This is a genomic window from Bacteroidota bacterium (assembly GCA_008933805.1).
In the GTDB taxonomy this organism is placed as follows: domain Bacteria; phylum Bacteroidota; class Bacteroidia; order UBA8524; family UBA8524; genus SB11.
Genome location: WBUH01000011.1, coordinates 1 through 26,210, shown reverse-complemented (window position 1 = coordinate 26,210; position 26,210 = coordinate 1). Strand labels below are relative to the sequence as shown.

The 26,210-nt window shown below is 42.5% G+C and carries 20 protein-coding genes; 11 read left to right on the top strand and 9 right to left on the bottom strand.

Annotated elements, in window-relative coordinates; translation table 11 throughout:
- Positions 1-28: 28 nt before the first annotated feature.
- Entirely contained in the window at positions 29-619 is a 591-nt protein-coding gene (locus F9K23_11570; GenBank protein ID KAB2915126.1) for a hypothetical protein, read from the top strand.
- A 54-nt stretch (positions 620-673) separates the two neighbouring features.
- Here the strand turns inward: F9K23_11570 and F9K23_11565 are convergent, their stop codons facing one another.
- Positions 674-1,471 carry a DUF3825 domain-containing protein gene (locus F9K23_11565; GenBank protein ID KAB2915125.1) on the bottom strand — a complete coding sequence of 266 codons (798 nt, stop codon included), beginning with the start codon at positions 1,469-1,471 and terminating at the stop codon, positions 674-676.
- A gap of 413 nt (positions 1,472-1,884) precedes the next feature.
- Here F9K23_11565 and F9K23_11560 point away from each other — a divergent pair, with 413 nt between their 5' ends.
- On the top strand, positions 1,885-2,601 hold the full coding sequence (locus tag F9K23_11560; protein ID KAB2915124.1) for an SOS response-associated peptidase: 717 nt from the start codon (positions 1,885-1,887) through the stop codon (positions 2,599-2,601).
- 35 nt (positions 2,602-2,636) lie between these two features.
- Here the strand turns inward: F9K23_11560 and F9K23_11555 are convergent, their stop codons facing one another.
- From F9K23_11555 to F9K23_11540, 4 genes are all read right to left on the bottom strand, one after another.
- Positions 2,637-2,849, bottom strand: a complete 213-nt coding sequence (locus F9K23_11555) for a DUF3761 domain-containing protein (GenBank protein KAB2915123.1) — start codon at positions 2,847-2,849, stop codon at positions 2,637-2,639.
- 31 nt (positions 2,850-2,880) lie between these two features.
- A complete protein-coding gene (locus tag F9K23_11550; protein ID KAB2915122.1) occupies positions 2,881-5,826 on the bottom strand; it encodes a DNA polymerase III subunit alpha in 2,946 nt (981 codons plus the stop codon).
- A 110-nt stretch (positions 5,827-5,936) separates the two neighbouring features.
- Positions 5,937-7,091, bottom strand: coding sequence for a DNA polymerase IV (gene dinB / locus F9K23_11545; protein ID KAB2915121.1), 1,155 nt, complete (start codon positions 7,089-7,091; stop codon positions 5,937-5,939).
- A gap of 625 nt (positions 7,092-7,716) precedes the next feature.
- Positions 7,717-8,631 (bottom strand): S1/P1 nuclease, encoded by a 915-nt coding sequence (locus F9K23_11540; GenBank protein KAB2915120.1) that lies wholly within the window; start codon positions 8,629-8,631, stop codon positions 7,717-7,719.
- A 654-nt stretch (positions 8,632-9,285) separates the two neighbouring features.
- Here F9K23_11540 and F9K23_11535 point away from each other — a divergent pair.
- From F9K23_11535 to F9K23_11520, 4 genes are all read left to right on the top strand, one after another.
- Complete coding sequence (locus F9K23_11535) at positions 9,286-9,618, top strand: hypothetical protein (protein ID KAB2915119.1); 333 nt, start codon at positions 9,286-9,288, stop codon at positions 9,616-9,618.
- Between the two features lie 10 nt (positions 9,619-9,628).
- Positions 9,629-10,279 (top strand): hypothetical protein, encoded by a 651-nt coding sequence (locus F9K23_11530; GenBank protein KAB2915118.1) that lies wholly within the window; start codon positions 9,629-9,631, stop codon positions 10,277-10,279.
- A 103-nt stretch (positions 10,280-10,382) separates the two neighbouring features.
- Entirely contained in the window at positions 10,383-14,873 is a 4,491-nt protein-coding gene (locus tag F9K23_11525) for a hypothetical protein (protein KAB2915117.1), read from the top strand.
- A gap of 113 nt (positions 14,874-14,986) precedes the next feature.
- Positions 14,987-15,361 carry a hypothetical protein gene (locus F9K23_11520; protein KAB2915116.1) on the top strand — a complete coding sequence of 125 codons (375 nt, stop codon included), beginning with the start codon at positions 14,987-14,989 and terminating at the stop codon, positions 15,359-15,361.
- 659 nt (positions 15,362-16,020) lie between these two features.
- On the opposite strand, the gene purL is transcribed toward F9K23_11520, so the two are convergent.
- The gene (purL, locus tag F9K23_11515) at positions 16,021-18,249 is read right to left on the bottom strand and encodes a phosphoribosylformylglycinamidine synthase subunit PurL (GenBank protein ID KAB2915255.1); all 2,229 of its coding nucleotides are present in this window, start codon (positions 18,247-18,249) and stop codon (positions 16,021-16,023) included.
- Between the two features lie 225 nt (positions 18,250-18,474).
- Here purL and F9K23_11510 point away from each other — a divergent pair, with 225 nt between their 5' ends.
- Both F9K23_11510 and xerD read left to right on the top strand, forming a co-directional pair.
- Complete coding sequence (locus tag F9K23_11510) at positions 18,475-19,611, top strand: hypothetical protein (GenBank protein ID KAB2915115.1); 1,137 nt, start codon at positions 18,475-18,477, stop codon at positions 19,609-19,611.
- 42 nt (positions 19,612-19,653) lie between these two features.
- Complete coding sequence (gene xerD, locus F9K23_11505) at positions 19,654-20,562, top strand: site-specific tyrosine recombinase XerD (protein KAB2915114.1); 909 nt, start codon at positions 19,654-19,656, stop codon at positions 20,560-20,562.
- A gap of 468 nt (positions 20,563-21,030) precedes the next feature.
- Here xerD and F9K23_11500 read toward each other — a convergent pair whose 3' ends face one another.
- Positions 21,031-21,852, bottom strand: a complete 822-nt coding sequence (locus F9K23_11500; protein ID KAB2915113.1) for a universal stress protein — start codon at positions 21,850-21,852, stop codon at positions 21,031-21,033.
- Positions 21,853-22,044: 192 nt separating this feature from the next.
- Here F9K23_11500 and F9K23_11495 point away from each other — a divergent pair, with 192 nt between their 5' ends.
- The 3 genes from F9K23_11495 (at position 22,045) to F9K23_11485 (ending at position 25,419) form a co-directional block, all read left to right on the top strand.
- Complete coding sequence (locus F9K23_11495) at positions 22,045-23,268, top strand: PorT family protein (GenBank protein ID KAB2915112.1); 1,224 nt, start codon at positions 22,045-22,047, stop codon at positions 23,266-23,268.
- Between the two features lie 6 nt (positions 23,269-23,274).
- Positions 23,275-24,060: a hypothetical protein gene (locus tag F9K23_11490; protein ID KAB2915111.1), complete on the top strand. Its 786-nt coding sequence runs from the start codon at positions 23,275-23,277 to the stop codon at positions 24,058-24,060.
- Positions 24,061-24,189: 129 nt separating this feature from the next.
- The gene (locus F9K23_11485) at positions 24,190-25,419 is read left to right on the top strand and encodes a DeoR family transcriptional regulator (protein ID KAB2915110.1); all 1,230 of its coding nucleotides are present in this window, start codon (positions 24,190-24,192) and stop codon (positions 25,417-25,419) included.
- 44 nt (positions 25,420-25,463) lie between these two features.
- Here the strand turns inward: F9K23_11485 and F9K23_11480 are convergent, their stop codons facing one another.
- Positions 25,464-25,685, bottom strand: coding sequence for a DUF2795 domain-containing protein (locus tag F9K23_11480; GenBank protein ID KAB2915109.1), 222 nt, complete (start codon positions 25,683-25,685; stop codon positions 25,464-25,466).
- 108 nt (positions 25,686-25,793) lie between these two features.
- Positions 25,794-26,210: GTPase HflX (locus tag F9K23_11475; protein ID KAB2915108.1), on the bottom strand; the 417-nt coding region annotated here is incomplete at its 5' end.

The window sequence follows — 26,210 nt, the reverse complement described above, 5'->3', positions numbered from 1 at the left end:
ATCGGGGTTTACCCCCATTAATGATATTATGGCTGCACAGGACACCTTTCGGTTGAAAGGGGATTTGGGAAGGTTTTTGGGAGATTTGGAACGGTATAAACTGGCCATTACCCTTGAGGGCGACCAAGGTGCAGGCAAAACACAATTCGCATTCCAACTGGCAAACGGGTTTGCAGATTTGGGGATGAGTATCGGTTATTATGCGTTGGAAATCGGGTCGAAATCCAATATCGTGATTAAAAACCGTGAAAAACTGCTTACACCCCACAGCCGCGAACTCTTTTCCGTTAGTGAAGAAACTTCTTTAAAGGACGTTAGGGAAAAGGCCAAAGTGTTTGATGTAATAATTATAGATAGTTGGACAAAACTCGACGTGGACAGTGCTGAATTTGACAAGCTGAGGAACGATTTTCCTGATACCATTTTTATTGTGCTTTTCCAACGTACCACCAGCGGTAAAATACGCGGGGGGACTAAACCCCTCTACGATGCAGGTATTAATATTATGGTTCACAAAGTGGACAATAGTTTTATTAATAACTACGCCGAATGTACCAAAAACCGATACGGGGAAACAGGGTTGCAGTATAACGTCAGCAAAAAAAGTTTAGTGGGATAAACCCCTTATATTAGTGACAATGCCGCAGGGATGCGGCTTTTTTACTTAAACATCTTATGGCTTAAGCCATTCACTGTGAGGACAAACAATAAGTCTTGCATTGTTGTATGCCATTCCGATTGTTAAACACGTTTTTGCATTATAAGTCGTTTGATTAATTCGTTGAACAACAAGAGCTAAATCAGCTTGACTTGTGTCCATTAAATTTAGTGGTAATAACAATTGGAATTTGTTGTCATAGAATTGCGGAATTGCCAACTTATAATTTATTTTAACCCTTTTTGAGATGTCATCAAGTGCCCCAACTAAATGTTTTCGAACCTCCCTTTCGGAGGCATTATTGAGAGGACTTGGAAATCTATTCTTATTGTCTGAAATGATATGGTCAATGTCAGGAATGAGTTCAATTCGAGGATTAAATAACAAAGCTTCGGGTTGGTCAAAATAGTTCGCAGTCTCAGGATATTTAGCAGAAAAATGATTTAGAAAATCTCTATCACTCTTTTTGATAAATGCCTTAAAAAAATAAGGTGCCCTTGAGTTTGAATTTTTGTTCTTCTCAAAAAAGGCGAAAATCTCTTCTAAATTTTGTGTTACTAAACCAGTATTAAAGCATGAGAAGTTTGTATCGTCTGAGATAACAATTTTATTTTCAGATTTTATTTTACGGAATGTATGCTCCAAATAATTCCGTAGGATTGGGAATTTAAATTTTGCTGCTTTATTCCCTTCTCTTTCTTCTTTTTCAGGGTCTGAATACGACCATGTTTCTGTCAGAGCAAGTTTTGTTGCAAGATGTTCCAAACTCTCATCGAATTTTCCAAAATAGCCATGCGTAAAAAGTTCCATCATACCAATGTAATTAAAATAAAAAGGTCGTCATAGCAATATGACGACCACAAATTAAATGTTTTTAAAACGTAAATCTTATAAAAAAAAATCTTAATAAAATGTTTTTGCTACAATAGAATATTAAAAAAGCAGTGAATCTTCCATCAATTAATATATCACAAAGCTAAGTCTTTTTGTTTTCCAACGCAAGTTTTATTTTCAATACTTGTCATTGGCAATAAATGCTATCACATCTTAATTTGATATTAGCAATAATGTTGCCAAGAAAAAAATCACAAGTCACAATTTTTTCATTATAGAAAGGTGAAAAACGTACAAAACACAAAATAAATCTTTTAACAGAAGCAATAAAGGTAACTTTTCGTTGGAGGTGGAAAGTAAAGATTTTTTGATAAATTAGAGTAATTTGCAGTATGTGCGGAACCTTTGGCCAAAAGAAGCTACCTCTTAAAAAAGTTAAACAAGAGTTTTTACCTGAAACTGATATTGCCCCCAAAGAAGGGATGCAGCTTAACCTAAATACATGGGTAGGAAAATTTGCAGGCATTTTAACGCCAGATAAACCCGCAGCTTATCAATGGGCAATTTTTGGGTTATGTCCGGTGTGGAGTGATAAAAAGATGTACTTGTTCAATGCACGTGTGGAGGGAAAGGAAAACCCCTCTAACGACCCTTTGTATAATGGAGCAAAGGGGATATTTACGATGCCGAGTTTTAGAAATGCTGCAAAAAGCCGTCGTTGCATTATCCCAATGGACTTTTTCATTGAAGGCCCTGAAAAGGAAAAGTATAATAAGCCATTTTTAATCCACCGTAAGGATAGCGAGCCATTTTTTGCAGGTGGAATTTATGAGGACTGGACGGATAAATCCACGGGTGAAACCATCCGCACGTTCTCAATTCTTACTACTGGAGCAACACCCTTATTGCAAGAAGTAGGCCACCACCGTTCACCGCTTCTACTTGACCCCGAAACCATACCTGTTTGGCTTGACCCAAAAGCTGATTTGGATTTCATTGCAGAACTAATGAAACCTGCCGACACCTCTGAATTTGAGTTTTACCCAGTGGATAGTAAAATTGTGAAGTCAAAAGAGAATAATCCTGAGATTGAGAAGCGAATAGACTGATTTCAGTTGTAAACGCGTCTCTTTAATCATAATAGCTATTTACACAGCCAATAATCAACACCCCCATGCCCTGAGCAAGCACCTGACCCTGTTGCCATTGACTCAGTACCGTCCTTACACCTTGCCCCGCGTCGTTTGCTTGCGTCAGTCTGACAATCGGATTGAGGTGCGTTATTATCATCCTTTGAACAATCTGAAAATGTTATAGATGAAACAAGCAAGAATAATAGTGTAATTAGCTTTTTCATACTCAAATATATTAAATCGTGGGTTATTAATCTAATACCTTGGGTCTTTCACCGCAGGCAACTTTTTAAGCCTCTTTACCTCAATACAGGGATACCCAAAATCCAATACCACTTTGCCAATAATTTGATACACCCCTTTACCGTGTATGGGATAGAATTTAAGGCTATCGGGAAAATGCACCGTATCAAAAAACGCCCCTTCTTTATCCAAAAACGCTGCAAAAGCCATTTCCTGCCCATGAACGGTACGCACGGGTTTGGGAGCCACAAAATTGCCTGCAATGCTCACTATGCGCCCTGCATTGGCAATTAATTCTTTTGCAGTAATAAGTCCCTTTTGTGGTAATTCCACCAAATCAAACGCCGACATTGACAACGAAAACCCCAACAACTCCATTTCGTCGTAAGCATCCTCTACCAAACTATGCTCCAACACGGGTAATTCAAACTTCTTTGCCTTCGTCTCAAACAAACATTGGGCATCGGGGGCAATGTCAATATGCCCCGTTAACAGGTGTGCATCCCACTGTAAGGTTCGTTTGCCCTGCCTTGTAAACCGCAACGCACCCACACGGATTAACAGCAATAATTGCTCAAGGGGGGCTTTGGTTCGGGTGGCAAAGTCCTCAAAATCCCTGTATAGCCCGTTGTAAAACCTATCGGTGATTATCCGCTCGGCCACTCCTTGCTCCAACCCTTTGAGATGGATAAACCCCAAATACGCATCGTCGCCATTCAGGTTGGTTAACCAATCGCTGTTGTTCACACAAGGCAGGTGCACCGTTACCCCTGCTTTTATGGCTTCGTGTACATATACCCACGTACTGTAAAACCCTCCGAAATTGTTAATTACAGCGATATAAAACTCTTTGGGGTGGTAGGTTTTCAGGTACAAACTCTGAAAGCTCTCCACGGCATAAGAGGCACTGTGTGCCTTGCTGAATGAATACCCCGCAAAACTTTCAATTTGCCGCCACACCTCTTTGGTTAGTTCTTCAGAATACCCCTTTTCCCTGCAATTAGAAAAGAACTTTGCTACCAATTTATCAAACTCAATCTTTGAACGGTACTTTCCGCTCATTGCCCGCCTCAAAACATCAGAATCGGCCAAGTCCAATCCTGCAAAGTGGTGGCATACTTTGATAACGTCCTCTTGATATACCATTACCCCGTAAGTCTCTTTCAGTTGCTCCTCCATTACGGGATGTAAGTATTGCACCGACTCAGGGTGATGAAACCGCTTGATGTATTCCCCCATCATTCCCGATGAAGCCACTCCGGGGCGGATAATGGAACTTGCAGCCACCAAGGTGAGGTAATTATCACAATGCAATTTGTTTAACAACCCCCGCATAGCAGGACTTTCGATGTAGAAGCAGCCAATACTGTCCCCCGATTTTAGCTGTGCTTTCACATTGGGGTCGTTCATTATGGGGGCTACCTCGTGAATATCTATCTTTTTACCCCTGTTTTGCTGCACAAGGTCGGTAGCGTCTTTGATATGCCCTAAACCCCGTTGGCTTAAAATATCGAGTTTGTCCATGCGGATACGTTCAGCTTCGTACATATCCCATTGGGCGGTGGGCAGCCCCTTGGGCGGCAAATCAAGGGCGGTGTAATAGCTGATAGGTTCTTCACTAATCAATACCCCGCCTGCGTGTATGGTGCGGTGGTTCGGAAACCCGTTTAACATTCGGGCATACAAGGCTATTTCTTGGGTAACGGTATCCCTGTTAAAGTCAAACCGTTTGTTGGCCGCCATTTCGTCCATATCATTCTTTGGCAACCCATACACTTTTCCCAATTCCCTAATCGCTCCCCTGCGCTGAAAGGTGCTGATAGCCCCTAATAAGGCGGTATGCTCCCTGCCGTAACGTTTAAAGATGTATTCGTGTACATCGTCCCTGTCTTTCCACGAATAATCAATATCAAAATCGGGGGGGCTGGTACGTTTGGGGTTTAAAAAGCGTTCAAAGTACAAATCCAATCCAATGGGGTCAACGTCTGTGATGCGCAAGCAATACGCTACAATACTGTTTGCTCCGCTGCCTCTGCCCACGTGAAAGAAACCCCTTGACATGGAATAGCGGATAATATCCCACGTAATTAAAAAGTAGGCTTCAAATCCCAAGTTCTCAATTACCTCCAATTCATGCAGTGCCCGTTTGTGGGCTTCGCGGTTGCCTTTCCCGTAACGCTGCACTACGCCGTCCATTGCCAACTTGCGCAAAAGCTGCCTATCGTCGTAAATGCTGGTGGTAAACAGCCGCTTGTTTTTGATGGTGTCAAAGTCCGTTGTAAACTGACAACTTTCCATTAACCGCTGTGTGTTTAGGATAATTTCAGGGTAGGCACTGAAACGCCTTACAATGCGGTCGGGTTCTATCAGGTATTCATCCTCAGCCACTCCCATTTCTTTATTCAGCATTGTCAACAACACGTTGTTGTCTATTGCCCGTAGGCGTTTGTGCAGTTCCCTGCCTGTTAGGTTTAAGTAGGTAACAGGTTGTAACACCACTGCTTTCTTTAATTCGCCCCGTTGCAGTTTTAATTGGTGTTTGGTGAGTTCCGAAGGGCGGATGCCTACGTATTCGTTATCCCGCAACAAAGTCCCTTCAGGGGGCAGGTTGTGGGTAGGATATACTACCGTTGCGTGCTTAAATTCGGGGGCTTGTGCGGGTAAAGGGGTTTTATTCAGGTTGTGGTCGGTCAAAAAAGTGTTTAGTTCCCTAAACCCCTCTTTGTTTTTAGCCAGCCCGACAAACAACAACGTGTTGTTGCTCCTAAATTCTATCCCTATAATGGGGGTGATACCGCAGGAATTGCATTGTTGCACAAACTCAAACACCCCTGTGGAGCAGTTAATATCCGTGAGTGCCAATACTCGGATGCCAAATTGTGCAGCATGAGCAACTAACTCTTTGATGGGTAATGTGCCGTAACAAAGACTGTATGTGCTATGGCAGTTAATGTACATGGTATTGTGTCCTTTCTTTCCTTTCTAAGTCCTAAACAGCGGGGGCGGGTATCACATTTGCCACCGGCAGGGCGGCAAATGGCAGTAAGGGGCTGATTTGTTGTTTTGTGTTATTGCCGATGGGTATTCAACCCCGACGCACGGGTTATTTTCTCTTCACCGTAGCGCAATTTTATCTTATCAAGGGCTTGGTAAAGGCTGTGCAACTCTATACGGTCTTCAAACATATCCAACTGCTCTGTGCCGTGAACCAAATGCGATACCCTTACCCCAATTAAGCGTATCAGCATACGGCGTTGGTACAGTTGGTCAAATTGGAGCAAGGCTTCCTTTATCAGAATATGGTCACTTGAGGTATAAGGGATACGCTTTTGCTTGCTTTCCGTGTCAAAATTGCTGTACCGTATCTTTACGGTAATGCAGGCGGTTAGTTTTTGCTGCACACGCAGCTTGTGGGTTAGTTCACACACCATATTGGTAAGGATGGATTTGACGGTTACAACATCAATGGTGTCTTTATCAAAGGTGCGTTCGGTGCTGATGCTTTTTTGTTCTGAATAGGGTATTACGGGGGTATGGTCGATACCATTGGCTCGTTCCCAAATCACCCTGCCGTTATCCCCCAACACATTTACCAAAAGCGGGGCGGGCATTTGGCGAAGTGTGAAAATGGTACTGATACCCAAATCGCGCAACCTGCGGTAGCTTTTTTCGCCCACCATTGGTATTTTGTTTATCGGCAAAGGGTCTAAGAACTCCTGCATGATGTGTTGCAATACTTGCTTTTCACCGTTAGGTTTTGCAATGCCTGTGGCTATTTTGCTAACGGTTTTATTGGGCGACAACCCGAAGGAAATGGGCAAGCCTGTTTCTTTAATGATGCGAAGCCTTAATTCGTGCATATAGCTGTAGGTACCGTGAAATTTGTCCATACCCGTCATATCCACGTAATGTTCATCAATGGATGCTTTTTCAAACAAGGGTACTTTTTCGGTGATGATTTCCGTAACCATGTGCGAAAATTTGCTGTAATCCTCATAATCCCCCCGCACAAATATGGCATTGGGGCATAAGTAGCGGGCTTGTCGGGCGGGCATTGCCGCATGGATACCGAATGCCCGTGCTTCGTAACTGCACGACGCTACCACACCCCTGTCCGAAGTGCCCCCCACAATAACGGGTTTGCCTATCAGAGAAGGGTTTTTAAGCCGTTCTACGGACACAAAAAAGGTGTCCAAGTCCAAGTGTACGACTTGCGTTTCCATTGTTGAAATTACCGACAAGAATAAGTTGTATAATTAAACGAATTCGCGTTTAAGAAGTCAACAGGAAATTTGCTATCAACTGACTGTCAATCAGATATTTTTAAACAATGTGTATAGAAAGCAAAACACCAAAGAGGGTGTTTTCACCCTTGTAGTGAAAGCAACCCACAAGTACCTTTGGTTTCCTTTTGAAATATCGGCATTCTATATACTATCAATTGCCCTTGTTGATGAGTCATCACAAGATTAAAACCGCTCCAATGGGCGGTTTTTTGTTGGGGGGCTACCCTTTGGAGATGAAATAGAAATGAAGGGTGTTCCACCTGTTCCACCCGTTCCAACCTGAAACACGATGGAACGGGTGGAACGGTAATGTGCCAACAACGTGTTGTTGGAAAAACTACGAAAACGATGGATGCAACCTCTTTTAGAGGTCATATTGCTTCGGCGGTGATACGTTTTTACACTACACGCACACATACGCTAAAAGCCTTTAAATACTGCGTTTCTTGTTTATGTAGTGTGGTATTGCAGCCTAAAAAACAAGCCGTTTATCGGTTAAAAACACCGCATTGAAAAACCCCAACAACACGTTGTTGGAAATCTTCAACGCTTTGTTTTTTGGTTAATCGGATAAGGTTTTTGCCAACCTGTAACCACCCAAAGCCACCCTGAGTTCGCCCGTTGCTTTGGCGGTTTTTACATATTGTTCCGCATTGGGGATTAGGGGTGCGGTGTCTTTTGACTTTATCCCGCTTAAACGGTCAATTTCCCCGTTTTTGTGCGCTACGGTTGCCGCCAGCGCATAGCTTTCATAACTCCAAAGGGTAAAGGACAATGAGTCCGCCATCGGTAACGAAGGCTCTGTGTGTGTACTGGTTAAATTACGGGATTGGTCGCAAATGGCTGAATAACTTTTGCCCGTGCCCATTAAGCCGTCCCAAAAGGAATGCAAATTGGTGGCATTGTTACCTGCTTTAACAATTACATTAATACTGTTACCGCCCAAATCCCCTTTTGGGTACAGGGTGTTAAACAGGGATGCAGTATGCAGAGGTTGGTGCATATCCCCGACCAAGTGTATGTACCAAGCAAGGGCAATGGCTCGTTCGTTGGTTTCTTCGTCATCGTTCCTTACCAAGTCCAAACAATGCTCTAATTGGGTAAGGACGTTCACTGTGTCAGTGACTTCCCTTTTAGGTATTTTACCGTCATAAACAATTTTGTAAGACATATAGTGCCATTCGGGATGGTCGTTAGGATTGCCCGATTTGCGTATATCATCAGGCCATGTGGCAGCTTTCATAAAAAGGAACTCCCCAAATTCAATTCCGGTCAATTCGTTGAACTCCTTGTTCCAATCCTGATAAAACGGATGTTCTTTCAGAATATCCGTGTAATGGATTTGCAATGAATCGGACAGGTTACGGTAGGCAATACTGGCAACAATCATGTGCCCCCTGCCGTTCCATGCAAAACTGGTGGCAGTTATTAAAAACAGGGCAAAGAATAAGGTGATTGGTTTTAGTATGGTTTTCATTGGTTTACAGCAATTGTTAAGGGTCAAAATTAGCACACGTGCTTTAAATTTTATTACAGGGAAAAAGAAAAACCTTGAAATAACAAATGAACAGCAAGTTGATTGATACAATCATCGAAGGGTAGGCGGTAGGCAAAGCTGCAAATATTTTTTGCAGAGATGCGGCGGGTTCTTTTAAAGTACACTGATATTGGGTGTTTTCACCCTTGAATACATAAATATTGCCCGTTACTTTTGCCTTGTGTGTATATTTTTAAAACATTGATTTGATGAATTATCTATCCTAAGATATGTAATCAAGTTTCCACGAAGCCGCAGGGATGCGGTTTTTTTGCATTGTATAATTATCTGCACTTAAAAATAAGGTGTTTTCACTGTATTATTTCTTTTGGTATAAAAATATATTTGCTATACTGCATTTTAATGCCTGTTTGCCTCTTCATTATACAACGTTCTTTATATGGGCATCATAGCAGTATGTTTCTAAAAGCAACGTGTTGTTGAAACTGTGTTGGTGTAGTTTAGGTAGTTTACTACCTTTGTGTAAACGATAGAAGTATTTAGAAACATAGCAACTTAGTACATAAGGATAACACATAATGTGTCCTTTGTTATTCCCTCTACATCAAAATCGCCAGTTTTAACCAGAGGGGAATGGCAATAGAAGACACACCCCTGAAAGGGGGTGTCTCTTTGCTATTCTGTCTGGTAGGGTGTCTGGCGATATCCGATGTAGCAGAAACAGCGGGGGGCACCCCCTTTAAGTTTTTTAACGTTTACCAAATGAAAAGTATCCGTTTGCAAAATTCCGTAAAAGTAAAAAGAGGGGTTGCAATTAGTGCAACTCAATCAAAAAAGTTAATTGTTACCTTAGTAACTAAATTAAACATTGCTCAAACTATGAAAAAACCAATTACTGTCTGTCGAAAGATTGCATCTCAAAGAACTATATGCAACAATTTTTCGTTTTATGTAAGTCACAGCTAAACAACTTTGCATGAAAAAATTATACATTTTATCAATACTGTTGTTGTTATTGGCGACCAGCCAATACAGTTGCAAACCCGATGATAACGGGCCAGTCCCCGAACCTTATTTTGTGCCAACCCCACAAAAAATCAAAGACTATACCTTTTTTAAGATGGGGTCATGGTGGGTATACCACGACTCGGTTAACAACCTGTACGATACCGTTGTGGTTACCGAAATTAACCAAGGTATTGATACTTTCAGAAAAGATGGTAAAGTAGAATTTTATTACGATTGGTTTACAATTAATACATCCAGTTCTTACTTTGGGTATAATTTTAATTATTATTACAGCGGCTCATGGGGGTCTCTATGTTGGAGAACAAAAACTAAACCGGGTAACTATGTTGGACAAACCATTTGCTTTTTTGATGCCTCGCTCAACTCCAAAAGATATCCGTACACTCAAGACGGAATCGTAACCTTTCTTGATACCGCCTCAACAATGCTGATTGACAGTAAACAGTTTTTATCCGTATATCGGTTTGAAGACTCCGAAAACATTACCGAAGGAAAGAAAAAAACCAATTTTTATTTTGCTAAAAATGTAGGAATAATCAAAAAAGTAATTGACAACTCCACCGTTTGGAAATTAGTTGATTACAACATAAGCCAATAACTCACTACTGCACCCTGTTCAATCCATAATCTCTAAAAACACTGTTTTAGAGAGATGGAAAAACTATGCCCAAAAAAATCACCACTAATTAAATCTATATTGTATGAAAAAATTGTTTTTACTTATTGCCGTTGCCTTTATTTATGGGAAGGCGGCCGGGCAAACCGACGAACTGAACCATAAAAAATACTGGGATTTGCGCGACCGTTATAAAAAGTACTTTACCTGCATTGGCAAAGAGCAAGGTATGAGCATCCCCATCCCCACCCGCAGCGAAAGCTTCTGGGCATCGCCCAACAGTGCAGCCACCTTGTACTACGGAGATGCCACATCCTCGCTGGGCTGGTACATCGGAGTATTGGCCACCGAATACTACTTGCTGAAAGAATACGGGCACAATGCCGAAGCCCAAACCACCCTCAATGAGCTATATTATGCTATTGCTGCCGTTAATCGATTGGATAGACGTGCAGAACCCTATCTTTCACAAAACACTCAAGGTGAAAATCTTAATGGATTTTATTTGAGGGATGATGTTGGGGAAAGTTACTGGGATAATTGGAACAACAGTGATAATAAATACCTGAACGACAACATTCAATACAAAACCGTATTGTCTGATTTTTTCCACAACAGCACTTTAAACCCTGACCCCGGAAAATTCAACCCCGAAAACGAACCCAGCCAAGACCAGCACATTGCCTTAATGATGGGCTTTTTGTTTGTAAAAGAACTGGTGGGCAGTATAACAGTGCAGCCCACCCCGCAGGATGCCCCCTTAAACCTGCTTAGCGAAGTGCAAAGCATTACCAACCGCATTATGGCACAATTGCAAGGTTTTACAGAGTTAGGTGAAAATATGTATTTCGATTTTGTGATGCCCGGTTATTTGCCCTGCGCTCATACCAAAAAGTTTAAAAGCAACTATACCATTAAAAGCCCTGTGGACGGCAGCATTGCCGCAGGCGAAAACTCGTATTATATATTTTTACAAGGCTATCCCATTTGCCAGTTGGCCACTGCTGTTACAGGGGCACAATATAATTGGGATTATCAATACGGTTGGGATGTTGACGGGTGCGACCTTGCCCAACCCCGTACCTTTTCAATGGATTATGACGAATTAGCTACATTTAATTTTGACGAATTGTGGTTTACCACCGCAGGCTGGATGACAACCGTTCCGCTTGCTCCCATTGGGGCAACAGTGGCTTTTGGCTTGTTAGATAATGTTAATGATATGAGTTTGGATGAACTTTGGCATCAACTTGAAAATGCTGCGCAGCCTGACGGAAGTTACCAATTTGCAGGGTTCTCAAATGCACCCCCTGACCCTGATGTAAACTTTCAGATGCACCTTAATTTGGCATCCACCACCAATACATGGCAACGTGATAAAGTTCAGGAGGTGGCAAGGGGTATGAACCAAGAAGTTTTTATATTGATGTATGACTTCTTTAAGAAAATACGCGAGTTCGGAAACCGTCCAAGCGGAGTGCGCTATACGTCGGGAACAACAATACCTCCTTCTGCCATTGGCAATTTGTTTGATTACAAAGAAGAAATGAAAGCAATACTTGACCCGATGGATTGTAAGGGCAGTTTTTTAATGGACGCGACTAACAGGGCAGCAGGAGGCTGGGACGTTGGACATCGGTGGTTACACTCCACTAAATCACCAAGTGAAAAGGCGAAATCAGAAAACCAGCGCAGCCACTACCACAGCCTTGATTATATGATGTTGTACAACCTGTACCACATTGCATACGGGCTTGAAGGGATAAGGATATACGATGCTACCACCCTTTCTTTTACCAACACCAGTGTTACCATGCCCGATTACAACCCTTTAGTAACCTGCCCTTGTACCGATATTACCCTAAACCTTACCCAACCTTTAGAAACCACAAAAGAAATAATCCCCCGATTTAACCATTACAGGGATTTTGGGGTAGAGTTGAACGAATATGTAAATACAGATTGGTCTATCAGTACCGCAACAGGGCTTTTGAAGAATAAAAACACCACGTTGGTTGTATGTAATAACTCTACCCTGACGGTTACCAATAACGGCAGGCTGCAAATAGGAGACAATGCAACAGGTGTGGGCGGTTTTATGATAGTTAGAAGCGGCTCTACTTTAACCCTTGAAGACGGGCTTTTGATTGTTGAAAACACAGGCAGGATAGTAATAGAAAAAGGAGCTACCCTAAAAATCAGTACTGCTAATCAAATCATGCTGAACGGTTCAAACGCTGTAATTGAGATATTGGGGAATTTAGAGTTGTTACCCAACGCAACACTTAACCCTTTAGGAGAGGGTTATATACTTTTTAACTTACCAAGCGACAACAACAACCTGCCTAACATCACCGTAAACGGCAACAACTGCCAAATGATATTTGAAGATGCTACAGGCGCCAAACGCATCGAAATAGCCAGCCACACCCGCTTGCACCCGCCCAAAAACTTAAAGCTGTTCAAAATAGAAGGTATTAAAGCAGAATTAGGACTAAATGCAAGCATGGTGCTACCTTGTGATTTTCACATAGTAAATAACACCATTACCCGCATTCCAACAGTAACCGATAACAATGGAAACACCCGCATACATAAGGGTATTACCATATACGGAATACTTCATCCTCAATATATCACCGACAACACCTTTTCAGATGCTAAAACAGCCTTTACCATCCTAAACCCACAAGGGCATTACGACATTAAAATCCACTATAACGATTTTATAAATTGTGATTACGGGGTACAGGTGCGCAACGGACGCACACACATATTTGCCAACGAGTTTATAGACTGCGGACAAGCGGTGCAGGCCGTCGATTTTGCCCGTACCCTTCGTTTTGAGTCCAATACGGTTAAAGGAGCGGGTAATAACCCCACAGGGTTTGGTTTTGAAATAACCAGTGCTAACTATGCCGATGTGGGGATAACAGGTAACGTATTCTCGAAAACCGTAACAGGTTTTCACGGGGATAAAGCAGTGGCCACCCTTGCCTGCAACCACTTCTACCAAAACGACCAAGCCATTGATTTTTATAACTACGGTAGCTTAAACATTAGTGCTTCAGTGCCTTCTACGGGTATTTCATTGGTGGGAGGCAGCCCCTTAAACGGCGGCTATAACTATCTAAACATACCAAGTGGCAAGAACGGGGCAAAAGTAACCTCACCATACGGACTGTTGCGTCCGTTTTTCCTAACCACCCAAATAGATAACGGGTATAACAGTTTTTATAATGTCGGCAGCAGTAATCCTCAATATTCATCGTTAGTGATAACACGCCCAAGTAATACGCTTAATACTTCAATTCAAGACTTAACCATTAACAACAATTATTGGGGGCCACAAGCAAACGTTGCCTATGTAGCTCCACCACTCCCCCCTAACTTTATTAGTGTAAATAATGCAGGCTCTATCCACTTTGCAATTAATGAGAACTATACACCCCGCTATATTTTGGGTATTCAATCGGCCACAACAACCACCTGCCCGATTAGTGCTTGGACTTCGGCATTATCCGACCCGTTAAACTTTGACCCTGATACAAAAAAACCACCCGTAGGTGGCGGCGCAACCCTTAATATCTATCGCAACGGTAGTGTGCTGTCTTCTTTTGACGGTAATTTCGGGGGTATCAGCACAACTGAAAATGTACCCAATGGCACCTATATGGGAACCAATGTAAAAACAGCCTTTAGGAACGTGTTTACAGGGTTTACCCAAACAGTGCCCTTGTCGGGGGGCGGTAGTGAAGAAGTAGTATTAAAACAAGGCTTGTTAAACCTTGCTAACTTATTAACGGCAGCCTCAAGTCTTATCAGTCCTGAAACCAAAGAAATGAATGTATTTGGGTATCAAAAATACCTCGCCTCTATTGGGGATGCCATTGGCGCACAAGTTTTTGTAGGGGATGCCGCAGGAGTGGCAAACCAATTATTGGCCGCTAATACCTTGTTTGACCAGCTAAATACAGTTAACGACGCTGTAAATACCAACGACACCCCTCATTACCGTGTGAAGTTTAACATAGAACTTGACCGGATGATTGTGCATTGGATGTTTGGTAAATACGCTGACGCATTGGAGATAAATTCCAACATCAGCACTTTTGTACAAACCGACGACATCGACCGCTTAAATTATTGGAATTGCATTATTGAAAACGAACGCAAGGTAATTGCCGAGGAAATTACAGAATTGGAGTATGCAGAAAACCTGAAAACCTGTGCGATGCTGTTCCCATACCAACCTTTGCAAGGGTATGGGTTAAACGGTGGCTCACAAGGCGGTGGCGGTTCAAGCGAACCGAATGTAACCTTCACCTTAACCCCTAATCCTGCTACCGATGTTATTACAGTGAATATGGATATGAACGTTGACGGTGAAGTAAGATTAGCAGTGTTTAACAAGTTTGGTATTAAGGTTGTTAATGATATACCATTAGGCGAACTACTGGCAGGCAACCATAGTCATACTGTTGCCATAGCAGGGTTACCAATTGATGTTTACAATATGGTAGTGTATGTAGATAATGCGCCTTTTGTAGAGCATTTTATCAAAAACAACGAATAAGCTGCACACAACTCCAATATACAATAGTCCCACATGAAGGGATGCACAGTGTTTTACACCATAGCCGCACCGATTTGGTGCGGCTATTTTTAAACTTATTTACTTTCAATCCAATGAAGCTGCAAACTAACCGATGGAATGACTTACAAGAACGTGCAAAGTCCTTTATCAATAGCACAGCCTACCAATATTACGCAATGGATTTGACAGCATTGCCTGAGAAGGGAGGTGTTTACCTTATTTGCCTTGTTGATGAAGAACTAAACGAAACCCCTCTTTATATCAATTTCACCAATAACCTGCGCAACGAAATCGTTGCCAAACAGCTTGCGCATATCTTAATCACTTCCGAAAGTTCCAACGGTACGGCCACCATTTTAAGAAGTAATTGCCACCTTCGCTATGTGATAGAACCCGACCCAAAGGAGCAAATGGCACTCACCGTTGCTATTTCTTTGGAGTTAAAACCTCTTTATCAAAACAACTAATGAGTTGTACCTATGTTGTACCCAACATGAAAATAATCAATTACTATTTTCTTTAAAATTTTGATATTAAGTATATTGTGTTAAATTTTTAATATAACAAACGAGCCTGTCGAAGGGTGCGGAGGGTGTCGACACCTCCCTCAGTCCCTCCTTAGTAGGAGGGAAGCCGCGCGCAGCCCTTTAAACGTCAAACGAGTTTTAATAACTGCGGCCATTGTTGGGGTGGTGAGCTTGTGTGGTTGTTCCACTACTTGTTCTTAGGATGGGTTAGGGATGGTAGGCAATATTCAGCGACAGGTACGCAGACCTGCCGCTGTGTATAGAGTGCCAGTTCTCTATGAATAGCATCGGGATTTATTCCCGATGTTTGGGGAGTGTTCAGAAAGTGAGATTCCCAATCAAGTTGGGAATGACGGGGTGCTGGCATAGCTCCCTCAATCCCTCCTTAGCACGAGGGAAGCCACGCAGGCTGTTTACCCCATCCTTACGTTACTTCAATAAGGTAGGGTTTGTTTGGATGCACTTATGCGATGCTGAAACAAGTTCAGCATGACTTTTTGCGGCTGCGGGCTGGCAAATCCTGAGCCTGTCGAAGGAGCGCGCGGGACACTACCCGTTTATAAATGGGGAATGAGCTGCCGACTTACGTCGGCAGGACGTTAAATAGCTACCGAAGTGCCTTCAACCATCTTCTCAATAGAAGTGTTGTAGGTTTCTTTAAATTCAGCGGTCATGCCAAAGAATTCGCCGTCTACCAGCACTTTGCCGTCGTTTACCTTACCAATTACTGAGTAGGCTTGGTTGGCAGCTTTCAAGTCGGCTTCAATAGCAGCAAGGTCTTGCGGGCGGCAGCTAATGGCTACGCGGCTTTGGCCTTCGCCAAACAACACAGCGTCTTTGCGCAGGTGGGCATCGGTGGTTAGTTCAAAGCCCAAGTTGTTGTGCATGGCACTCTCTAACAAGCTGATGAACAAACCGCCTTCCGATACATCGTGTGCCGATTGCACTTTGCCTGATTGGATCAGTTTGCGCAGGGTGTTTTGCATGGCAAACTCCTCGTCCAAATCAAAATACGGTGCGGGTGAGAAGTTTTGTTTGTGCCAGTAGGCAAGGTATTGCGACGATGAAATATCGTTTTGGTTTTGGCCTATCAAAACAATGATATCGCCTTCGTTTTTGAAATCGAGGGTCATTGGGCTGCTGCCTTTTTCAATAATACCCACCATACCAATGGTTGGGGTTGGGAAAACAGCAGTACCGTCAATGGTTGATTGGTTGTAGAAGCTAACGTTACCACCTGTTACGGGGGTTTCAAACTTCAAACAAGCAGCTCCCATGCCTTTTATAGAACCTACAAACTGCCAGTAAACCTCAGGGTTGTAAGGGTTGCCAAAATTTAGGCAGTTGGTAATAGCACTTGGCGTTCCGCCGGTGCAGGTGATGTTACGGGCGGCTTCGGCTACGGCAATGCTTGCGCCCTTTTCGGGGTCAGCAAAAATATAGCGGCTGTTGCAGTCCACTGTCAACGCCAGTGATTTGTCAGAACCTTTTACCTTCACTACCGCAGCGTCGCTGGGTTTGTTGGTGCTTTGGTTCACAGTGCCCACCATGCTGTCGTATTGGTTGTACACCCAACGCTTGCTGGCAATGTTGGGGTGTCCGGCTAAGAAAAAGGCTACCTCTGTTAAATTTTCGGGTTGAGCTACTTTATCAAAGCTGTATTCGCCAATTTTTTTCAGGTATTCGGGCTCTTTGTATTCTCGGTGGTAAACAGGTGCGCCGCCACCCAATGCCAACGACTCGGCAGGAATATCTGCGCAAAGGTCGCCGTTCATGTAATATTGTACGTTACCGCTATCGGTTACTTCACCAATTTGGGCAAAGGTTAAATCCCATTTTTCAAAAATGCGCTCTACTTCTTTTTCAGTGCCTTTTTTGATGATAACCAGCATCCGCTCTTGTGACTCTGAAAGCAGGATTTCCCAATCTTTCATGCCTGCCTGACGCATGGGGACTTTATCCAGCTCGATGCGCATTCCGGTGCCCGATTTGGCAGCCATTTCGCTGGTGCTGCAAGTAATACCAGCCGCGCCCATGTCTTGCATACCTATTACGGCACCTGTTTTTAGCAGCTCCATAGTAGCTTCCAAAATCAGCTTCTCCCAAAAGGGGTCGCCAACTTGTACGCTGGGAAGGTCATCGGCAGAGTTTTCTGAAATATCTTTAGAAGCAAATGCCGCTCCGTGGATACCGTCTTTTCCGGTGGCAGAACCGTAAATATAAACGGGGTTGCCCACGCCTTCGGCGATGGCCGAAACGGTTTTGCCTACCTCGGCAATACCTACCGACATTGCATTTACAAGGTTGTTGGTGTGGTAGCACTCGTCAAAATACACCTCGCCGCCTACAGTAGGAATGCCAAAGGCGTTGCCGTAATCGCCGATGCCTTTTACAACACCTTTCAGCAACCATTTGGTACGGTCTTCTTTTAGATTACCGAAACGTAGCGAGTTTAGCTGTGCAATAGGACGTGCGCCCATGCTGAATATATCGCGGTTGATACCGCCCACACCCGTAGCCGCACCTTGGTAAGGCTCGATAGCGCTGGGGTGGTTGTGACTTTCTATCTTGAAACAAACGGCCAATCCGTCGCCAATATCTACCAGTCCGGCGTTTTCCTCACCTGCTTTTGCAAGCATGGCAGGGCCGTCTTTGGGCAGGGTTTTTAGCCAAACAATACTGTTTTTGTAGCTGCAATGCTCGCTCCACATTACACTGTAAATACTCAACTCGGTGAAGTTGGGCGTACGACCCAGTATTTGCTTGATTTTATCGAACTCTTCGGGCAATAAACCCAGTTTTTTGGCGGTTTCTACGGTAACTTCCATCAGACGTTTTTTAGAAACCGCAAAGGTAAGGTTCATTTGGCATTTATCAGTTACAATTTTGTAGATTGTAGAGAGGTTTGGATTTAATAGAATGCGACATTGAGGATGTGCTATTGCCTATGCCTGTGAAGAAAAAACACCAAGGAAGTACTCATACAGTTTAATAAAGAAAATTGGGGTTTGTAGGGCAACAACCTTATCAATTCTAAACGCGTTTATACCTAAATGAAGACAGGAATTATTTATTTATTAATTATTCTACTTGCAGTGAGTTGTGCTGATAAACATAATCTCTTGCAAGGCGAATGGTATGCCGTTTCTGCAACTTCAGAACACCCTGTGAATTATTTTGTTGAAGCTCGATTTACGAATGATTCATTGTTTTTGAGGGATGAAAATTCTTTGTTATACAAACTGAAATACATCTTTAAAAATGGGCAGTTAGAGATTAATGGTAAAAGGTATCCTGTAGAAATTGGTGAAGGCTTGGAATTAGGCTTTATGGGCATTTCCTTTACCAGAAAAGCAAATTCTGTCAAGCTATCAATACCGACTAACGTATCACTTGAGCTGCCAAAGCATAATGTATTATCATTTGCAAACCCGAATAAACGGAAAGGCGCGAATGCAAAACAATATGTAAGTGAACTCTCTATTGGAATGCATAATTCAGCACCTTTTATGATGATAAAAGGCGTTCGTCCTTCAATCAAGAACCTCGGAGACCATTTAGAATTGCCCCATCTGCCGAATGACGCAGAGAGGGAGATGGGGCTATACGTTGATAAAGGAGTTTCGATGAAATTTTTGGATTCTGTTTTTGCAGTACTGGACAGTATCTCGATTTATAAGTTTTCATTCATGGTTGGAAACAATTTAAATGATAGTTTAAAACCCACGCAAGCAATAAAAAAATACATTCCTGCTACTCTGTTTTCAAACCGATGGAAAGAAAGCGAGAATTTCATTATCCAATATTTTGGTGATTCTAACAAACATCAACAAGTAATTCAATTATCCGATGATGCCGTGTTTTTGAACGGGAAAGAAATAGACTCGCTACGATTGGTTAAAGAATTGGAAGTGTTGATAACTCAGAATCCTAAAAAGAATTCAATAGTAATAACCTATCAGCCATCAACAACGTATGAGGTGTTTTTAAGGCAACTAAGTGTAATAGAAAATATTTATTTTCTGGTAAGGAATAAAAGAGCGTTAACTGTCTATAAATTAACTTATAATGAATTGAATGATACACAGATCGAATCGCTGAATGAGTATTATCCTAAACGTTATTCGTTTTTTAGTAATGATTTTTACCAAAAGCTAAAGGAATTTGAAACGCCCTATTGCGGCTTTTAACTATTCACTGTTGTATTCTAAAATTATCCCCATTTTTGCAGTATGTGGCCCGCTACGTTGCAAGGTTTTAAGCAGCATTTGCAGTTGGAGAAATCGCTTTCGCCCAACTCGGTAGAGGCATACCTGCGCGATATGGAGAAACTGGGGCAATATTTTGAGATTAGCCACCTAACCCTCTCTCCGCAAGAAGTTACCCCAACTCACCTCAAAGGTTTTTTAAAGTGGATTACTGAATTGGGCATGACTCCTTCTTCGCAGGCACGGATTATTTCGGGCATACGGGCATTTTATAAATACCTGTTGCTGGAGGATTTGGTGCAAACCGACCCTACTGAATTGATTGAAATGCCCAAACTGGGACGTAAACTGCCCGAAGTATTGAACGTGCAGGAAATTGATGCCATGCTGCGCATAATTGACCTTAGTCAGCCCGAAGGCCACCGTAACAAAGCCATTATTGAAACCCTTTACAGTTGCGGGTTGCGGGTGAGTGAGTTGGTAGAGTTGAAACTGAGCAATTTATTTTTTGACGATGAGTTTATAAAAGTGGTAGGCAAGGGCAGTAAAGAACGCTTAGTGCCCATTGGCCAACAAGCTATTGATAGTATTTTGCTATATGTGCAGCATCACCGCAAACACATTGCCCCGCAACGAGGCGAAGAGGATATTGTTTTTTTGAACCGCAGGGGTAAACGACTTACACGGGTAATGGTGTTTATTATCAGCAAGCAGTTGGCTACCCAAGCAGGAATTAAAAAGACGATTAGTCCGCACACGTTCAGGCATTCATTTGCTACCAGCTTGGTAGAGGGTGGTGCTGATTTACGTGCCGTGCAGCAAATGCTGGGGCACGAGAGCATTACTACTACAGAAATCTACACCCATTTAGACAGGGAATACCTTAAATCGGTGATTGCTTTATATCACCCTAAGAATAATTACAAGCGGTGATTATTGAGCCACACCCACAGCGCGTTTGCTAATTAGCCTGAATATAAAATTAAGGGCTTTGTGGGTAACGTCTCGAAGGGTTTTAAACCCTTCGAGACGCACACCAAATAATAGCGACGGGTTTTATGCCTGTCGGAAGAATTGACGAAGCCATCCGTTTGTCATTAATGGGTTGGGATTACTTCGGATAAACCTTCGCTACCACCGAAATCTACACCCATTTGGACCTATAGCATCTTAAATCGGTGATTATTAATACATACCCACAACGCATTTGCTAAGTAGCCCGAATATAAAATTCAGGGCTTTGAGGGTATCGTCTCGAAGGGTTTAAAACCCTTCAAGACGCACATAAATAATAGCGGCGGGCTTTATGCCCGTCATAAAAATTACAATGGTCGCTAGGACTTAAGTCCTAGCGACCATTGTAATTACAAAAATCACGGATTTCAATCCGTGTGAGGTATATTATTTAAAATAAGTAAGCACAGGCACGTGCGAGTGGTTTACCATTTTTTTAGTTAAACTACGATGAAACAGCTGACTAAAAAAGCTGCGGTGGTGCACTGCCATTGCCAAAATATCACAAGGGCCCGTTGTTATAAAACCAGTAATACCATCGCCAACACTGGTATTGTCGATATTGTGAAAGCCCATTGATTTATAACCCGTAGCTTCAACAATCCCCCTAAACACCTCTTCGGGGTTCTTCTCTTCGGTAGGCAATTCAGGGTCGGTAATATGTAAAATATGGAAGTTACTATCGTACAGTTTAGCCAAATCAAGCAGTTTGGTAATAACGCTAATGTCGTTCTTTTCCAAATCGCTGGCATATACAATGTCGTTGGTCTTAAACTCTTTCATCTCATCAGGTATGCACAATACGGGCATTTTGGCCTGTCCTACCACGCCTGAAGCATTAGAGCCCAACAGCAACTCCTCGGCGCCGGTGGCACCTGTGGTTCCCATTACAATCAGGTCGATATTGTTAGATTCAGAGTAGTTTATAATCTCATCCACTGCAAATCCCAGTTTCACGGTTATTACAGGTGCTTTGCTTTGCAGCTCAAGCGCAAGTTTTGCCAACTCTTGCTGGGCGCTTTTTTCTTCTTCCTCTTTTATAGTATTAATGGTCTCGGCAGGAGTATAGGGGTCTATTACCGGAACGTGTATCACATTAAGCAAGTGCAATTCTGCATTAGCCTTTGCTGCAATTGACGCGGCTACCGTAAGCGCACTTTTTGCCACACCTGAAAAATCAGTAGGCACTAATATCTTTTTAATACTCATGGTTGTTAAATTTAAGTGTAAAATTACTAATACTTTGGGTGGATGTAAAATGATATTTATCAGTACATACTTTATCTTTCTGTTAAAAAGTAACTTGTATGCTTCAAAAAAGCATTCAACCTTTGCCGTTAGAAAAACGTTTCATACACAGTTTTCGTTTAATATGGATGCATACATAACCAACAACTATGTATGAAAGTACTTGATAACATTACCATGAGAAGAGGAATATATGTTGTGGTTTTTACCGCAATTGGTTTGCTGATTTCAACGGCTGTTACCGCACAAAATAACGGTATCAATAAAAAGGATGCGCTAGCCTATCGCTTGGGGTTTAATATTAATATGCCCTTTGTTACCGCCCATACTGATACGTTTAAAAGCCGTGTAGGCTGGGGCTTGTGGGGCGAGGCTGAGTATAAACTGTCTAACCGCTGGCGGGTAATGCCGGGATTGGCGTATAACAGTTTTGGGTTCAATCAGTATTTTTATAACGACTCAGGTGCGGTAGAGCGTCGTGTTATTACCGAACACTATATGGAACTGGGGTCGAGGTTCTCTTACCAACCGCTTGAAGATGAAAACAGTGTGCGCATCATTCTTGGTGCTGCATTTTCTTTTTTGGTTGACCGCAAAACAAGCTTTCCCGATATTGAGGGTACGAACGTTACCCGTTTAACATTGGATAATAAAAAATCAATGCAGCCCGGCATTTTGTTAAGTGCTGGGTTTATGGCTCCGCTTAGCAAACGCATCGACCTTGGAATACAATACAATCAGGGATTGCCTGCTAAAATACACCCGCTGGATGTGGTGGGCAGGGTTGGCAGTTTGCAAGTGAAGCTAAACTATAAGATTGTACCCAGAAGGGCAGAAACCGTGCTTCAACCCGAAGTACAGGCGGATATGGCAACCGACTTGCCTTATAAGTACGATAGCCTGATGCTTATTGTGAGAGTGAAAGAGAATTTTACCCGCATAGCCTTGCTTAAAGACCAAGGCTATTTGGAAGAAGCCGAGGATGAACGTTTGAAGGCTCTTGAGGCAGCTATGGAAATTCGTAATGCGTTTACCGAAAAGCTTACATTTATTCCTGTTTATTTTATTTATGACAGCGACAGTAAACTGGCCTTGAACGGCAAGTTTGACGGTATTTTGCTGAATAGTGCCATGCAACGCGACAGCTCAATTAAATTGCCTGCAAAACAACATTTGTTTGCTGAATTTGCACGGCAGTTTGATGAGGTAAGCAACACCAGCGGTATGTATGGCTTAGTTGTTTACACCGATAAGTTTAAAAATATACCCGAACCTTTTCCTGCATTTGTTTCTAATGCGTACGGGTTTTTGAACGAAGCTGAGGTAGTTGCTAAATTTGAAAAACGCCTGAAAAAGTATTTCGCACCTAAGCAGTAAAAGCCTATGGAAAACCCCAATGCCTACATTAAGGTTAACTACATGGAGCCCGGTATGATGGTGGGGGTAGTTTTTGGGGCGACATTTATAGGCATGGGGGCTATGTTTACGCTTATTATACTGGGCGCCCCTGTTTGGCTTACCGTTGCTGTGTTTGTAGGTGTTATTTCACTTATTATTTTTAGCCTGCTTTATACCGGTGAGTTTTGGTTGTATAACGACCGATTGGAGCAAAAATTAACTCCAAAGCTTCCCCTTGTTTTAAAACCAAAGCAGGCAGTGTTTTACTGGCGCGACCTTGAAAGCTATCTGCTAGACTCAGAACTTAGCCGCAACAGGGGCGAACGCAAATACATTAAACTATATTTTATTAATCCGCCCCGTACAGTTGCTTTTAATGAGGGGAACGATGCCGAAAGCCGCGAACAGTTTGCCGCATTTGCAGATAAGTTTATTGCATTGTTGGAAACCAAGGAAACAAGCAGCGGTGACCAATCGGTCAATACCATTGATGAATCCCCTAAAACTATTGAAAATACTACTGCTTCCGTTGAGTTTGTAAAGCCCATTAAAGCGCGCGAACGCAAAGGGTTTTACGATACCATTTGGGCAAAACTGCTCACCATAGTGTTTCTGGTATGTACAGCAACCATTACGGCTCTTTACTTTTTTCCTGAAGCCTTTGGTATATCATCGCTTAGCGGTAGAAACTCGTGGAGGCTTTGGGCAGTACTTATTCCCGGCACTCTGTACATGGTGGGTAGAACATTTAGGGCTAAAAAGAAGCCCTAACCACAAAAAATTATCTTTAACAGACTGTTATCAACGGTTTTTTTGCTATGGTGTACAATTAAGTAAACACTTTGAAACCCGCTATTTTCCTGAAAAAATTGCACAGCATATTTCCTGTGTTAACATAGTGTGAACAAGCGGTCATACTTCGCTAACCCTTGTGTAACAATATGTGCAATATTTTACTTTAGCTTTGTGTTAGTGTTTTCAGGTCAATCAGAACATCCGCTAACTTACACTCCTGATTTTGAAAGGGAGGCCCGTCTTCAACAGCTATATGACAGATTGGAGAGGAAGATTACTTTTTTCTCTTTACCCGAAAACGAAATCAAGAAAATGGCAACTGCGGCATCCGACATCGAATCGTGCTGCATCGTGGGTTTTGACAATGAAAAATTAGATACCCTATCGCCTGAAGATATTTATAATTTTTGCCTTGCTATTGAAGAGGGATATAGCCCCGCTGTCACTCATTTAGAGGCTTGGCTCAGCAAAAACATAAAAACGCTTAAACCCGAACACCCCGAAACCTTATTGGCTTTGGTTGGTGGTTTGACTAAAAATGCAGGAAGCGAATTTTCAGCTTCGCTGGATATTGGCGGTTTGCGTCCTTGTTTCGCTCATATACTCAATCCTGCAAACGGTGGTGTTTTTACCCAAAGCTGGATGTTGAGGATGCTGGTGCAAATTACCCGTCCGTTTAAAAATTACCCATTATCATACCCCGCGTTGGTGCAGTCGGTGTTTTTGAAAACGAAGGGATTAACGCTACGCAATTTGTTTACGGTGAATTTGGCGGCTTTAAACCAAAAGAACTTGTTGGACGAGCATACGGAAGCACTTGCCGGACTTACAGTGGGTCAGTTGCGCGAAATGGACTTAACTCCTTTGCTTGAGATTGGGTACACAATTACCGAAGAAAGCCTGCAAAGGGTAGATGGTTTGTTGCGCCAGTTATACAGGCAAAATGCAGGCTACCAAAAACGTGAGCCGCGTATGCGCAATATGCTTAACTTTTTATACGACGAAGGGCTTGATATGTTAGCACCGCATTCGCAAGAGTTTAACGAGCGTCAGCAACAAATTATACGCTATTTGTTCTCAAAAAGGTATTTGGGTACCAAAGAGCTTACGCTTGACTTTAAATGCGACCGTAAGACCATACAACGTGATTTCTCGAAACTGCTGAGTACCGAAGTGGTGCGCAGTATAGGCAACGGCAGCGCGCTTAAGTATTGTATCAATCTAAAAACCAACAGTTACGATATGTTGGAGATATACAGCGTGCCCGTGCGCAAACGCGAAGAATACCAAGAAAGCCTTTTTGGCGAAGAAATTTGGGAAACGAAAAAAGCCTGATGCTATAATAGCTACAGGCTTTTAAAAGTTCTTACTGCGTTGTTTTACAGTTCGTCTTCGTTAAAAAAGTAATCCTCATCGGTGGGATAATCCTGCCAAACCTCTTCAATACTTTCGTAAGGTTCGCCATCGTCCTCCAACTCTTGAAGGTTTTCAATCACCTCAAGCGGAGCACCTGAGCGTATGGCATAGTCTATCAGTTCGTCCTTAGTAGCGGGCCAGGGAGCGTCGTCCAAATATGAGGCTAATTCTAATGTCCAGTACATAAGCCGTCTTTTATTTTTCCGCGAAATTATACTTTTTTGCTAAAAATCAAACAGTGAATTTTACAAAACCTGTTTTTACTGCATTTTTTATACTGTTGTCGTTTAGTTTCAGGTGTTAAAACTTCCCAAAGCCTTTACAAACGTTATCAGTTTGTCGCGCAGTTCTTCTACGTTGTTTTTTTGCGAAGCTGATATAAACACCACAGGAGCATTCTCTTTTGCCATCCATGTGTTTTTTAGCTGTGACAGCGATACGGGGGTGTCTACTTCCTCGTCGTTCTCAGCATAGCTTATGTGGTCTTCGGCTTTGTACAAATCTATTTTGTTCATTACCATCAAAACAGGTTTGTGTTCGGCTTTAATCTCACGCAAAGTGTCTTTTACTACCTGTATGTGCTCCTCAAAATTGGGGTGTGATATGTCCACCACGTGCAGCAAAAGGTCAGCCTCGCGCACTTCATCCAAAGTAGATTTAAAGCTCTCTACCAGCATGTGGGGCAGTTTGCGGATAAACCCTACTGTATC

What these genes read in the sequence shown, in the direction of transcription:
- F9K23_11570 (KAB2915126.1), top strand. Translation starts at nt 29, where the DNA reads ATGGCTGCACAGGACACCTTTCGGTTGAAAGGGGATTTGGGAAGGTTT.
- F9K23_11565 (KAB2915125.1), bottom strand. Translation starts at nt 1,471, where the DNA reads ATGATGGAACTTTTTACGCATGGCTATTTTGGAAAATTCGATGAGAGT.
- F9K23_11560 (KAB2915124.1), top strand. Translation starts at nt 1,885, where the DNA reads ATGTGCGGAACCTTTGGCCAAAAGAAGCTACCTCTTAAAAAAGTTAAA.
- F9K23_11555 (KAB2915123.1), bottom strand. Translation starts at nt 2,849, where the DNA reads ATGAAAAAGCTAATTACACTATTATTCTTGCTTGTTTCATCTATAACA.
- F9K23_11550 (KAB2915122.1), bottom strand. Translation starts at nt 5,826, where the DNA reads ATGTACATTAACTGCCATAGCACATACAGTCTTTGTTACGGCACATTA.
- dinB (KAB2915121.1), bottom strand. Translation starts at nt 7,091, where the DNA reads ATGGAAACGCAAGTCGTACACTTGGACTTGGACACCTTTTTTGTGTCC.
- F9K23_11540 (KAB2915120.1), bottom strand. Translation starts at nt 8,631, where the DNA reads ATGAAAACCATACTAAAACCAATCACCTTATTCTTTGCCCTGTTTTTA.
- F9K23_11535 (KAB2915119.1), top strand. Translation starts at nt 9,286, where the DNA reads ATGGCAATAGAAGACACACCCCTGAAAGGGGGTGTCTCTTTGCTATTC.
- F9K23_11530 (KAB2915118.1), top strand. Translation starts at nt 9,629, where the DNA reads ATGAAAAAATTATACATTTTATCAATACTGTTGTTGTTATTGGCGACC.
- F9K23_11525 (KAB2915117.1), top strand. Translation starts at nt 10,383, where the DNA reads ATGAAAAAATTGTTTTTACTTATTGCCGTTGCCTTTATTTATGGGAAG.
- F9K23_11520 (KAB2915116.1), top strand. Translation starts at nt 14,987, where the DNA reads ATGAAGCTGCAAACTAACCGATGGAATGACTTACAAGAACGTGCAAAG.
- purL (KAB2915255.1), bottom strand. Translation starts at nt 18,249, where the DNA reads ATGGAAGTTACCGTAGAAACCGCCAAAAAACTGGGTTTATTGCCCGAA.
- F9K23_11510 (KAB2915115.1), top strand. Translation starts at nt 18,475, where the DNA reads ATGAAGACAGGAATTATTTATTTATTAATTATTCTACTTGCAGTGAGT.
- xerD (KAB2915114.1), top strand. Translation starts at nt 19,654, where the DNA reads ATGTGGCCCGCTACGTTGCAAGGTTTTAAGCAGCATTTGCAGTTGGAG.
- F9K23_11500 (KAB2915113.1), bottom strand. Translation starts at nt 21,852, where the DNA reads ATGAGTATTAAAAAGATATTAGTGCCTACTGATTTTTCAGGTGTGGCA.
- F9K23_11495 (KAB2915112.1), top strand. Translation starts at nt 22,045, where the DNA reads ATGAAAGTACTTGATAACATTACCATGAGAAGAGGAATATATGTTGTG.
- F9K23_11490 (KAB2915111.1), top strand. Translation starts at nt 23,275, where the DNA reads ATGGAAAACCCCAATGCCTACATTAAGGTTAACTACATGGAGCCCGGT.
- F9K23_11480 (KAB2915109.1), bottom strand. Translation starts at nt 25,685, where the DNA reads ATGTACTGGACATTAGAATTAGCCTCATATTTGGACGACGCTCCCTGG.